A 13,559-nucleotide genomic window follows, 5' to 3' on the forward strand; every position below is an offset into this window, starting at 1 on the left:
TTTCCACAATGCTGAGTTTATGATCATTATTGATGAAGCGAGAATATAGCACAAATAACCATCGGCCAAGTCTTGGGTAAGGTTAGTGGCTTACTAAAAAGTAATTCAAAATGTGTTTAAATTTACATATTCATTGATTACACAATTAGGCTTTTTATTGTTATCTGCTATATGACTGGTGAATGCCTGTTTCAGTTATTATCAAATTTTGTTAGCTTGATTTTTTAGGTGCTGCAGTGGCACCGGCCAAAATACCGCCATCCACTGTCAATTCGATGCCAGTCACATACTTAGCCTCATCAGACGCCAGGTAAAGTACCGCATAAGCAACGTCTTCCGGCGTGCCCATGGTTTGCAATGGAATATCTTGTGCGACCATATCTATAGCGGCCTTGCGCTGCTCTCCTTCGCCTAGCATTGCATTCCACATGGGGGTTAATATTGCCCCTGGATGTACCGAATTACAGCGAATAGGGTAACCTTGTTGCGCACAATACAAGGCAACTGTTTTACTATGGTTTCTCACCGCAGCTTTACTACTGGCATAGGCCGCTGCGCCAGGAATGCCAACCATGCCAGAACGAGAAGAAATATTCACGATACTCGCCGACTTGGCATTTTTTAACATGGCAATGGCATATTTGCAGCCCAAACTAACACCGTCTAAATTGGTTTTATGCACACTGTGCCAAGCCGCTAGCTCAAAATGTTCTGGATCCTGAGGCGTGGAGGTCTCTGTAAACCCTGTGATTCCCGCATTATTGACAACAATATCAAGACATTCATGCTTTTGTAAAAGCAAAGCTGTAGTCTCTTTCCATTGGGTCTCCTCACCAACATCCAGAGATAAGTATTCCGCGTTGGTGCCAAGCATCTCAGCCGCCTTTCGGCCGATATCATCTTCAATATCGGCAATATAGACCCTAGCGCCAGCGTCGACGAAAGCCTGAGCAGTGGCTAATCCAATACCTTGGGCTCCTCCGGTTATCAGGGCAACTTTATCTTGTAGTCGACTCATATCTTTTCCTTAATCACGCTTACATGTGGGAAGAATAACCTAAAATATGTTGACTGACATAGGAAATACAATCTCGGTTTCTAACACACATCTGTCTGCTTCCGGGGGTTGCATTGAGTTCAATCCATTGCTGTTCTGAAATCTGTATCGCTGGTATTTGATTGATACTGATAATTTCATCCCCGGCTTGTAATCCAGAAACTTCAGCGGGAAGTCCTGCTGTGACATAGCGTACTACGAAATTTCCGTTTTGTAATTTTCGCAACTCCACGCCAGCTAAATTATATCGTGAAGCGAAAACATGCTGAGGATAAGCTCGCATAATGAATTGATGATTGTGATAGTCAATCACGGTAATAAATTGATTCATTAGTGCGCTGCCAATCACCCACCAGTCGTCTTCATCATCGCTTGGGATTAGATTGGTTTTTACTCCGTTTATCTGTAATGACTGAAAATGTATTGCAGGAATCGTAACCCTTTGATGTTCGGTCATGCCACTCATTCCAAAATCGGCAGCCATGATTTTTTTAGTGGGTAGCGCAATATCATTTTCAATTGGGAAGGCCGCACTCATTTTAAAATAATGCCTGCTCCCCGTATCTATCAATACTTCTCGTTGCAATTTTGTGCTTTGATTAAACTCCACAGTGGCATCAATGCTTAACTTGCTAAATGACACGGAAATCGGCATAGCATCATCGCCTTTATGTACGGTTTGCGGCTCAGCAGATGCGGTTATTAAGGCTTTTTGTTTATCCAAGGTCCAGGCAAAATGTCGGAGTATGTCGTGACCTAAAACACCATCAAAAATCGCCTCATCTTCGCGCAAATAGTAAGGGCTTAATGAAATAGGAATGTAAGCAACTTTGACGTTTTCAAACTCAACTTCACCAATATGTAAACTAGCTAGTTCAGATTGATAAGCCTGGGTATCTTGGCCTTCACCCCAGCCTGCTATTTTCAGTTCAAAACCTTTTTTAGTGAGTAGAGATTTCCCTTTTGGTGTATCAAAAACCATGCTGAAAGAAGCCCCTGTATCAATTAAAAACAGCAGCTCTGTTGAGTCATTTACTAACAAACGCACATAAGGTTTTTCACCAATATAGATTGCAGGTAAAACTTGATCGTTTTTTGGGCTCGGCCAATTAGGCTCAATATCGTCATTAGCATGCATCATTCGAAGACTATTCACTAAGGAACAGCCGCTCAACAACAAGCCAAACACGACTAGCAAAATGATTATATTGATGTGGTACTTCATAATACCTCCTAGATTAAAATATGCGACCTAATGCTAGCAACTTCCTGCTTATCAAAGGTGCGCGATACGGCGCCAGCGCTGCCAAAAAATGTCCACGATGTTTAGCAAGTCCATCACCGATAGCGACGGGAACGGCATCGATGATAAACTTGCGTTAAACAACCTTTTAGTTAGAAGCGATAGATGACTTTAAGGCCATATTGACGTTTAAAATGCGCGTCAATGTCATAACCGTTTTGCAACGAATCGAAATCCGTGTAGGTAAAATCAAGGATTACATCCATTTGTTTGGATGGGTTCCAAATTAGTCCCGTCGATAGGGCGTAAGCATTATCTTGGGCAAAGTCTTTGAGCTCTCGATACATACCACTGCCATACACTGTCAGGTCACTGTTTACCCGCCACATTGCTGACAACTCGCCTCTGAACTCAGTTTTATTATCACGCTTATCTTCATTCCAATGTAAATAGTGGGCCGATGCACCAATGGAAAAGTCTTTAGATATGACGTATTTACTGCTTAATCCTCCCCCGAGTGCATAACTATCATCATATTCTGCAGACTCATATAGCCCCATCAAGCCACCATCAATGGTAACTTCCCAACCGGTATTCGCTTCAGGGCGTTGCCAAACAGCATACCTTACTCCTGCTGGGCCAATGGTTAAATTGTCAGTAACACCGTAGGCAAGTGAGAACAAGGGTTGAACATCATTTTCCCCATAACCTGTACCGTAGGATGCCCCTAATCCAATCAGTATTTCGTTGTCATTCAGGGTTAAATTGCGCATTACCGGGTTTGCATCGCTTAAGGTATTTGCGAATAGGTGGGTGGGTATAAAAAGTAACGCTAATATTGAGAGTTGTTTTTTCATCTGTTAATGCCTGTTTATAGTTGATTCAGTGGGGGCATTTTTACAACGGCAAGGTAAAAGCAGGGTGAAATTAATCAAAACAATGTCGGCTGTTTGCAGAGCGGCTTATTAAACTAGTTTGAAAGGAATAAACGTTGCCTTAGTACATAATTCCGTCTTAATTTCACTTCTAGTTCACCTCCCACCCGTTACTTTTATGCTCACTTTCAGACAACGCATAAAGGTACTAACAATGACTACATTTCGAAAAATCAACTATTTATTAACTAGCGCGGCTGCCATATTGCTATTAGGCGCATGTGGCTCTAGCAGCAATGACAACACAACTATTTCACCACCTGTTGCCCAAGAGGTGGATTATCAGGAATTTCTAGACGATGCCGTCGAACAGGGTATCCCAGGCGTAATAATGTCCATTGAAGGACCAGAAATAGACTTCATCGGCAGCGCTGGCTTAGCCGACATACAACAGCAAACCCCCATGCAAATAGATCATGTCATGCCCAATGGCAGCGCGGGTAAAAAAGCCACAGCGTTGCTCGTAGCGATGTTACATAACGACGGAGTTTTAAATATTGACGATACTATCGATACTTGGCTGCCCGATGAAATTCTAGATCGAATCGAAAATAGTCGCAGTATGACGTTGCGTCAGTTGTTGAACCACAGCGCTGGTGTTTATGACTATTTAGACTCTGCGACTCAAGCAAATTGGTACTCGACAATAATGAGCGACCCTAGCTCACTCAAAACCGATATCTATGCATTGCAATTTGCACTAGATCAGCCGGCTTATTTTATGCCAGGCACTGATTTTCATTATTCGAATACTGGCTATTTGCTTGCAGGGCTTATTTTAGATGAAGTATTGGGCGAACATCATTATACCGAAATGCGCAATCGGGTTATTCTTCCCCTTGGATTAAATAGTACCTACTACAATGGTTTAGAAAAAAGCTTGGGCACTATTATATCTGGATACGTCAACATTGACGGCGTATTGGAAAATGCCAAACCCGTGTACGAAAACATTGGGGTTTCTGATGCGCCATTAGTGAGTTCAGTCAGCGATATTTCTTTATTACTGAAATCCATAGTAGATGAGGACTCTGTTGTCGCCAGCGATGTGAGAGCGTTAATCACCTCACCTGAAAGTATGGTACAAGCTTCGAACACCCTAGAGTATGGTTTGGGTATTTTCAAAGAAATGTCCAACGCTAAAACTGTATACCACCACGGCGGAGACGAACCTGGTTATAAAACAGAAACCTTTTATATATTGGAAGACGATATTGCTTTCACCGTCTTTTTTAATTGCAATGGTTATGATGTCTGTGCTGAACAAAGCAACATAGTTGTTCAAAAAGTATTGCAAACTATTCTGTAAACACGATGAAAAAAGCCAGAGAGAAAGTACGGCTTCTCTCTGGCCCACTTGTTTTCAGCAATTAGAAGTACGTTTAAATCCTTGTACCCTAAGTCTCTTAGGATGTCACAACGCCTCTTTTTTATTTTCCTATTAAGCTAGCTTCTTTAAACTCTCCACTAATTGTTGAATTTCATCAGCACTGGTAAATACTTGGGGCGTAATACGGACACATGCACCAGAATCTAAGCCCTTTCGGATAACCGTAAAAATACCAAAATCCTTCTCCAATTTTTGTTGCAGTTGATTGGCATCATCGATTGTGGTTTTACCTTTTATTCGAAATGAGCTCATACCGGTAGCTGACATGCTGTCTTTTCCACCTAACACTTCAATATGTCCCATTGACTGCGCTTCTGAAAACCACAAATCTCGCAAGTATTTAAGTCGCGCTTGTTTATTTTCTCCACCTATGGCCTGATGAAAATCCAGCGCTACAGGCACTGTTAAAAACGCTGCAAAATTGGCAGTGGCCGTATGCACGCGGGTGTAAGCTCGATTGTTATTCGGATCGGACTCACCAGGATAAGGAGCGATTTTATCCAGCGTCCCTTTTTGCATGTATAAAGCACCGACTCCTACCGGAGAGCCTATCCACTTATGTAAATTAAATCCTGCCCAATTGACGTTTAGATCAGAGATTTTATAATCAATTAACCCCCACGATTGTGCACAATCACAAATAACATCAATTCCCCGCTTTTTAGCTTCTTCGACAATTTCAACCACAGGAAAGACTAATCCATGTTGATTACTCACATGGGTGAGTAACATCAGTTTAATATTAGGGTGCTTATCGAAAGCGGCAATATAGGCTTGCAATAATTGTTGTTGGTCAGCCAGACTCGGTGTGATTACCTCTATGCTTTCCACCCCTTGATCCTGCTCCAACCATTTCATGGTTGTTTTAAAACTAGGATAATCACTGTCTGCAAACAACACCCCGTCTCCAACATTTAATCCTTGATATTGACGAATCAGATTATGGATAGCCTCAGTGGCATTGCGGGTCAAAACGATTTCACCATCTTGGGCACCAAGGGCATGAGCCACTCGACTCATGGCATGGCGGATATCACCAGGAAAATCTTTGCGGGCGTAAAACGAGTTTTGATCGTTGACCATCTTAGTGGCGCGTTGGTAAGCCTCAATGACTGGCTTGGCCATTTTTCCCCAATAACCGTGCTCTAAATTAACGATTCCCTGTGTTCGATCATAATAAGTGGCGACCTCAGCCCAGAACCCTTCGTCAGCGGCTAAACTCTGTGCAGAACCATGACTTGCTTTAGGCAATATTAACCTCGAAGATTCTTTTTCAGCAGCAACGCCAAATGAGGAAAGAGCAGCCGTTGTGGCAACTCCAGTTAATAAATTACGACGACTTAAGGAAAATTTAGAGTGGTTCATATGAGGGCTGCTTATTCATTTCAATTCGAAAATTAGGGTAAAGGTAATTTATGACATTTTAATAAAATAAGGAATCTGTAATCGATATTTGATCTGCGAGAGTTTATTTTACCGGAAGATAAAACCTAATAAAATCAAATGGAAAGGATAAATAAAACTGCCATTTTTCCTTAACCGCTTTGTCATTTTAACGTGCAACAGTAGCGCCCTTCATCATTCACATTTAAATAATTCTAGGGTTTAATTTATGTTTGCGTTATCAAAGGTTTCTCGTTCTATATGTTTTGTTTGCAGTGTTAGTGCCATTCTTCCCTCTTTAAGTCAGGCTCAACAAACGCCCGATGATGCTGCGAGTAACAACTTAGAGAGTATCATTGTTACTGGAACTCGTTCTTCCGAAAAAACCGTATTTGATTCTAGTGCTCCTATCGACCTAATTGCTGCAGATGAGCTTATGGGAACAGTATCAGAAGACTTGTCAGATACCCTAGCCCAGTTAGTGCCCTCTTATAAAGTTCAAAGGTTACCAATGGCCGATGGTCAAGTATTTGTTCGCCCAGCCACCTTGCGTGGATTATCAGCGGATCACACCTTAGTATTGATCAATGGTAAACGCCGCCACCGTTCAGCTCTTTTAGGCGGTAATGGCGCTCAGGCTCCCGACCTATCGCAGATACCTGCTTCAGCAATTAAACGCATTGAGGTTTTGCGAGACGGAGCATCGGCTCAGTATGGCTCTGATGCGATTGCAGGGGTAATTAATATCATATTAGACGATAGCCAAGGGCTTGAAGGTTTTGTGCAATATTCAGAATATGCCGAAGGAGACGGTGAAAATATCAGGACTGGTATCAAAGGCGGAATGGAATTAGGCGACGACGGTTTTGTTACAGTAAGTTTTGAATATGCAGATGCTCAAAAAACCTCCCGAAGTCGACAGCGACCTGATGCCATTCAGTTTGCAGCCGACCATCCTGAAGTTGACGTACCTAACCCCGTGCAAAACTGGGGACAGCCAGAAACAGAAACCCTAAGAGTTGCATTGAATTCAGGTTTAGATACCCAAATCGGCATGGCCTATTTGTTTGCTACTTTCGGCCAAGGAGAAGGCCTAACTGACTTTAACTGGCGTAATCCAGACAGCACTAGTGCGTTCAATTTAACAGATGTATTCCCAGACTTTGACCTAAGAGACACTTATCCAGCGGGCTTCTCTCCTCAGTTTGGTCATGAAGATAGTGACCACTCACTAAATGTTGGCGTAAAAGGCACTTTATCCAACGATTTAGATTGGGATCTCAGTGTTGGCTTTGGACAAAACAGTATCGAATATAACATGTCCAACAGCATTAATGCCTCCCTAGGCCCGCTAAGTCCTACCGATTTCTACATTGGTGAATTGAGCCAAAATGAAACCAATGTTAACGCTGATTTCAATTACCTTTGGGCTTCATCTATGCTCAGCGATGCTGCCAATATTGCATTTGGTGTTGAATATCGTAAAGAAACCTATGAGATAAAACCCGGTGATCTCGCATCCTATGAAATAGGACCTGGCGCTACGGTAGGATTGCCTTCAGGTTCAAATGGTTTCCCTGGATTTTCGCCAAATCAATCAGGAGAATCCAGTCAAAATAGCCAATCAGTATATGTGGATATTGATTTACCAATAAGCGAAATGTTAACTATTGGTTTAGCCTCACGTTATGAGAAATATTCAGAATATGGAAACGGAAAATTAACCGGTAAGCTCTCTGCACGCTATGAAATGAATAGTGATCTAGCCATTAGAGGAACAATATCCACTGGATTCAAAGCCCCTACACCTGGGCAACTATTCAGTGAACGCACGTCTCAAGGACTAGACACTAATACCTTAAATATATTCACCACTGGTCGTTTTTCACCTGAAGGTGATGTCGCAAATGTAATATCTCAACGAGAAGACGTGACCATCAATCCCCTTGAAGCAGAAGAATCAAATAACTTCAGTGCGGGGATAGTGTATCGCCATGACAGCGGTTTCCATTCATCATTAGATTTTTATCAAGTGGATGTGGATAATCGCCTAAGTACGTCTTCTACTTACACGGTTACCGATGATGAAAGGACTCAGCTTGCTTCTTTGGGTGTTCCTGGAGGCGAAAGTATTACCCGCGTTAACTTTTATCAAAATGATTTTGATACTCGTACAACAGGGATAGACTTAGTCATAGGTTACACCACTAATTTGAATCAAGGTGTTTTATCGCTAACCTCAGCACTGAATCACAATAAAACGGAAGTGCTAAATGGTAGCTTAGTTGACAACGACACAACTCGTAATCGTTTCGAAAATATCTTGCCACAAAACACGGCTAATCTTAGCGTAAATTATCAAATGGATGTCGTGAGTGTAATGGCGCGAGTTCGCTACTACGGTTCTTGGACTGACTATTCAGGAAATAGTGATGGAGACGTTTTCCAAGATTTTGACGGTGAGTATTTCACGGATATATCAGCTACTTATGATGTAAACGAAAAACTTACGTTAAGCTTAGGAGCAGAGAATGTTTTTGATTCTTATCCGCAAGAAGCGGTTTATCAAGCAAACCGAGGTTTGATATATTCCCGTAACGCGCCATATGATACCGATGGTCGCAATGTTTATATTCGAGCATCTTTTGCACTTTAGATAGAAAGCAGCCTTAAGTAAGTGGTTGTGTGAAATTCTCGTTATTCACACAACCACAATCTTCAGAATTAATAATATAATGTAGTGCGTTATGATGTTTTCCCTCTTACAGTAGCCTACTTGCTCAATAACACTCCCTCCAGAATCCACGACATCTTCACATTTTCTGCACTATTCAAATTTAGCAGTGTGGAATAATTAACCACGACAAAGGGTTAAGATGAGAATTGATGATGGGCAATGGTTTCCAATTATTTAAAATATTCTACTGGTTTACACTGCTACTGGTATTGTCTGCCTGCTCGGGCACTGACACTAGCGATACTGATGCCGTTACAACCGATGAGGATACTGTGGTAACTGATCCTGACGAGGATGGTAATGACGGTTTAGACACCACAGATTCAGGTATTGAGCTAAGTTTGTTCAGAGACATTTCATCCTCGTCTACGGTTTCATGTACCTTGGATGACGGCACTCAAACTACCTGCTACGAATTAGTCTTTAACGTGAATGAAATACGTGATGGCAGTGGTTCAGGAGAGCTCATTGACGATGAAGCTGGGCCATTTTGTCCTTCGTCATACACTGGTGATGACGGTGGAGTTGGCATTTACGACGGTAACACTGGCCCAGGGTTTCAAAACTTAGTGCAAACCCTATGGGACAATATGGCCATTGACGGATACGATATAATTGACGAATCAGCGGGTATTATCTGCATTCAAGATCCTGGGGGAAGCCGCGCAAATATTGGCAGCAATTGCACCTCTTATTGCCTGAATGCCAGTGCCGATGACGGCTTAACGATAACCTACACCATTCCAGTTACGCCAGTGCCACTTGCTACGCCAGATCAGTTGGGTGAAATTGAACATATTGGTTTGTCTCTTGATGGCGTGCCCATCACTGGTGATCCACCTTCAGTTGTAGGGCGAGGCGGTAATATTCCTTCTTTGGATCATTGCGGTGGCCACCATGATCCTGCTGGTTACTATCATTGGCATGGGATCCCTGAATCTGCGGACGTAATGCATGCAGAACAAGGCACCAATGATCAAGCAGATTGCAGTGTGTATATCACCCAAGATAATACAGCATTAAGCGGCTTTGCCCGTGACGGTTATCCCATCTACGCGTATCAAGATTTAGTCGATGGCGAGGTGGTTACTCCCTCAGATTTGGACTCATGCAATGGACATACTGGTATAACAGCAGAATATCCTGATGGCATATATCATTATCATGCTTCATTAGATGCGCCAAACTTACCCACTTGTATTACCGGTGCGTCAGTGAGTACCCGCACCTCACCATACATTCGATAGAGGGATTGATGATGAAGAAATACTCTATTTTAGCCATCGCAATGTGTTTATCCAGCGTTGGAGAAACCCAGGCTCATAGTGCTGCGGTAGCAACCTATCAGCTAGCTCAACAGCAAAATGGAAATTGGACGTTAACAATTAGCGTCCCCCTAGGCGGGCTTCACCAAGCATTATTGAAACATCATCAAGAATCCGAGCTGTGGACGGATAAAGGCAAATATAACCTAGAATTAGCCAATAGCTATCTGATAAATCACAGTGAAATTATTGTGAATAACGCTACAACAGTTAAATTGGCAGCCATTAAGACAAATCTAGATGATCATCAAAGTGATTTTGTCTTTAGTGCCAGCAATGTACCGGCACAAGTAAATAAAGTGACCTTCAATATTGACGCCATGTCTGAAAACCCCGGACATATTAATATTGCTCGATTAAAAGGTATTACAGGCGCTAAAAAAGTCATATTACAATACGCTAACGACTATCAAGCTAGCTTAGTCTTATAAACCCCATTCCCACATTGAGTCAGAGTTAATGATATAGACTTAATTAACTCTGCCTTTTATTTTTAGTTTTGAGTTTCGCATTTATCAATTTTTTAGGTTTATTATCCAAACCGAAAAAATAGTCTGAAAACCTCGCCATTTCGCAAGGTGATGAACTAACATCTACCGTCTCTGCCGACTTATGTATCGTTTTATTCTGTTTTTTCATTTATTTCTGGCCGAAAATCAACTTTATCCAACAATAAGTGAGTGACGCTAACCATTATGATAAATAGTATAAAACAAGATAGGATTTTGTCTGCTTATCAATAACTCTTGTTTCAGCAAACTTAGTGCCTTGAAGTTAGATTAACGCCGCGTATTTTTATTCCCGGAATCTCTGATATCACTGTCAAAAAAATTAACATTAAAATAACAAAATAAAGGTAAGTTATTGAATATATTATATTTAACATTTTGGCTTAAAATATGCTAAACCACTGTGCAAATTTAAAAATTTGTGAAATCTAAATAAAAAAGGAAGTATTATGAATTTTTCTAAATTAATTAAAATAGCAGTTTTAGGTTCAGCGTTTGTCACACTCTCGAGTCAAGCAACTTTAGTCACCAAGACATTTGACAACGGCGACTCACTGGCAGACTTTTCCGTAGACCGTGCGGCACCAGCAGGATTCCAAATTGTCAGTAATGAACTGGTAATGAGTATTGATGGTTCAACATTTGGTGCTGGCGCGAGTGCATTTTACGATACTCAAGGTATGAAAATAGACACTACGGGTTCAAACTTCGTATCCATTGATATGTACATCGATTCAGCTTGGACCAATAGTGAGCGTTTCGCGGGTATGTGGGGAGTGGGTTTAAACGATAGCAACACTATTTCAAGCTACCCCATTTTAGAATTTCAAGGAGCCGGTGTTAATTCACCAGATGCAGGGCTTGCAATTTGGGATAACGCTTGGGTTGATGTAGTGTCACTTTTCAATATCGACGAATTCAACACCATAGCCTACAAAGCCGCGAATAACGGTGTGCAATATTATGTTAACGGTACTATGGTGTACTCAGAAACAGCGTCTGGAACAAGCTCATTCGGGGACATTATTTTAAACGCTAAAAATGATGGAAATTCATTTGATGTGCGTTATGACAACCTAACTTATGGTGTGGTGTCAGAGCCTGGTGCTATGGCACTTCTCGGTTTAGGCATGTTAGCTATGGGATTACGTCGCCGCAAACCTTAAATACATAAAAACAAAAAAGGGTCAGTGTAAAATGCACACTGACCCTTTTTTATGGTCGAGTTTCAAAGGAAATACGTTTTATCGTTGTTGATTATGGTAATGCCCGATAAGCGCTGCGCCTAAAAATATAAACATGATACACATTACGCCTAACATCCAAAAATGAGTGATTTCGAACTCTTGCATGATATTACCCTCTTCTATTTATAAAAGGTTATTCCCATTTTCCAGCATAAAAAATTCGGTAAAAGGCATAACCTATCAACATAATTGTTACTATGATGATAAATACTTGTAAAAAAATATTCCAGAACATGTTACTTCCTTTTTCAATTTGTTTTACTATTTGCAACAACTTGAGCGTTATATTCCACCGAGTTGAAGTACTTATCTTTCCCAGCACACAATAAATTAGTGGTCACACCCACAGATATAGTCAGAATCAACATAACGTAAGAATTGGGAATATCTGCCATTCCTAATATTTGTGGTAAGTTGGTAAAGGACCAAATAGTGTTAACGCACCATACACAAGCTAATGTGATTGCCGCACCTAAGCTTGAGCGTTTCCAAAATAGACCACTTAGAATCAACCACAACACCGGCATTAGCCAAGCCAGCACCCACCCCACTGAAGCGAGAATTTGTGGCAAGAATGAGCCCACTAAAATCGCCACCAAAGATAATAAAACAATAACAATTCGGGTCACCTTAGCGATCTCTTTTTCAGTGGCGTTTTGACGATAAAATCGTCGATAAATATCGTTACTAAAAATAGTAGCCGGCGCTAACGCTGTCATCGCAAACGAAGACAATATTGCTGCCATAAACGAACCAAGTAACAGGATCACCAGCCAATCAGGCAACATATTTACCAACATCGATGTTGCCGCGGTTTTCGGGCCAAGGGCGGCAAATTCAGGAATCGATTTAGCCGTCAGTCCTATGACACAAATAAACACACCAAACATCCCGTTTACTGGTGCTGCAATCCACAGCGCTTTAACAATTGTGCGCTCATCTTTTGCGCTCATACACACCTGCAATAAGGGTTGATTAGCTGGCTGACTAAACACCAAGGCAACAACCAGTCCAAAGGCAAAAGTCCATAGTAAATGTGAGGAACCAAAAACAGATAGAGCCGCTTCATTGCCGCTGCTAACATAGAACTCAGATACGGAACTGAAGTCATTGTTGGGTAGCTGAAAAGCGATAAATATGGTCGCCAGAATAACGGCAATGTACATGATGATGGCATTGGCGACGTTAATCCAACCCACTTCTTTAATCCCAGCTAACACCACATACAAAATGCCTAGTACACCACCAGCAATCGCACTGTATTGCACATCCCACCCCGTCATCGCAGAAAGTAGAATTGCTAGACCTTGGGTCTCAAGCGTTAACACCCCAAAAATTGAACCTGCCATCACGCAGCCAACAACCACTCGAATGCCCGGGTTATAAAGGTCTTCCAGCAATTGTGGAACGGAATTCACTCCCGTGCGACGCATCCACAATCCCGTGGTTAAACACACCACCACCAGCAGAATAACGTGAGCAATAGAAAACCACAGGGCGGTAGCCCCCATATCCCACGACATTTCGAATATGCCCATAATATGAGGCGTTCCCAAAACCGTCAGAGCCAACGTTGCCGCTATCACGGTAACTCCTAATTGGCGTCCACCGTGGGTAAATTCCGCGTCGTGGGCTACGGTGCTTTTATTTGCTTGTCTGGCAACTAAATAGCCAACGCCACCAATCAAAACAAGTTCGTAAATCAGCACACATAAAATAAGCGACATATTCAT

10 protein-coding genes are annotated in these 13,559 nt (G+C 41.8%); 5 read left to right on the forward strand and 5 right to left on the reverse strand.

What is annotated here, in order from left to right; all coding sequences use genetic code 11:
- Positions 1-211: 211 nt before the first annotated feature.
- The 3 genes from Q4574_RS19150 to Q4574_RS19160 all read right to left on the reverse strand — a co-directional run bounded on the left by Q4574_RS19150 (position 212) and on the right by Q4574_RS19160 (position 3,157).
- The gene (locus tag Q4574_RS19150) at positions 212-1,018 is read right to left on the reverse strand and encodes an SDR family oxidoreductase (RefSeq protein WP_303476667.1); all 807 of its coding nucleotides are present in this window, start codon (positions 1,016-1,018) and stop codon (positions 212-214) included.
- A 19-nt stretch (positions 1,019-1,037) separates the two neighbouring features.
- The gene (locus tag Q4574_RS19155) at positions 1,038-2,282 is read right to left on the reverse strand and encodes an aspartyl protease family protein (protein WP_303476669.1); all 1,245 of its coding nucleotides are present in this window, start codon (positions 2,280-2,282) and stop codon (positions 1,038-1,040) included.
- Between the two features lie 170 nt (positions 2,283-2,452).
- Positions 2,453-3,157, reverse strand: a complete 705-nt coding sequence (locus tag Q4574_RS19160) for a hypothetical protein (RefSeq protein WP_303476672.1) — start codon at positions 3,155-3,157, stop codon at positions 2,453-2,455.
- Positions 3,158-3,389: 232 nt separating this feature from the next.
- Between Q4574_RS19160 and Q4574_RS19165 the strand changes: the two genes are divergently transcribed.
- Positions 3,390-4,544: a serine hydrolase gene (locus tag Q4574_RS19165; protein ID WP_303476674.1), complete on the forward strand. Its 1,155-nt coding sequence runs from the start codon at positions 3,390-3,392 to the stop codon at positions 4,542-4,544.
- Positions 4,545-4,676: 132 nt separating this feature from the next.
- On the opposite strand, the gene Q4574_RS19170 is transcribed toward Q4574_RS19165, so the two are convergent.
- On the reverse strand, positions 4,677-5,990 hold the full coding sequence (locus Q4574_RS19170) for an aminotransferase class V-fold PLP-dependent enzyme (protein WP_303476677.1): 1,314 nt from the start codon (positions 5,988-5,990) through the stop codon (positions 4,677-4,679).
- Positions 5,991-6,237: 247 nt separating this feature from the next.
- On the opposite strand from Q4574_RS19170, the gene Q4574_RS19175 reads away from it, so the two are divergent.
- The 4 genes from Q4574_RS19175 to Q4574_RS19190 all read left to right on the forward strand — a co-directional run bounded on the left by Q4574_RS19175 (position 6,238) and on the right by Q4574_RS19190 (position 11,745).
- On the forward strand, positions 6,238-8,664 hold the full coding sequence (locus tag Q4574_RS19175; RefSeq protein WP_303476680.1) for a TonB-dependent siderophore receptor: 2,427 nt from the start codon (positions 6,238-6,240) through the stop codon (positions 8,662-8,664).
- Positions 8,665-8,894: 230 nt separating this feature from the next.
- A complete protein-coding gene (locus tag Q4574_RS19180) occupies positions 8,895-9,992 on the forward strand; it encodes a YHYH protein (RefSeq protein ID WP_303476683.1) in 1,098 nt (365 codons plus the stop codon).
- Positions 9,993-10,003: 11 nt separating this feature from the next.
- A complete protein-coding gene (locus Q4574_RS19185; protein ID WP_303476685.1) occupies positions 10,004-10,501 on the forward strand; it encodes a hypothetical protein in 498 nt (165 codons plus the stop codon).
- Between the two features lie 527 nt (positions 10,502-11,028).
- Positions 11,029-11,745: a PEP-CTERM sorting domain-containing protein gene (locus Q4574_RS19190; RefSeq protein WP_303476688.1), complete on the forward strand. Its 717-nt coding sequence runs from the start codon at positions 11,029-11,031 to the stop codon at positions 11,743-11,745.
- A gap of 329 nt (positions 11,746-12,074) precedes the next feature.
- Here Q4574_RS19190 and Q4574_RS19195 read toward each other — a convergent pair whose 3' ends face one another.
- On the reverse strand, positions 12,075-13,559 hold the full coding sequence (locus Q4574_RS19195; RefSeq protein WP_303476691.1) for a sodium:solute symporter: 1,485 nt from the start codon (positions 13,557-13,559) through the stop codon (positions 12,075-12,077).

Source organism: Aliiglaciecola sp. 3_MG-2023 (assembly GCF_030548205.1).
Lineage (GTDB): Bacteria > Pseudomonadota > Gammaproteobacteria > Enterobacterales > Alteromonadaceae > Aliiglaciecola.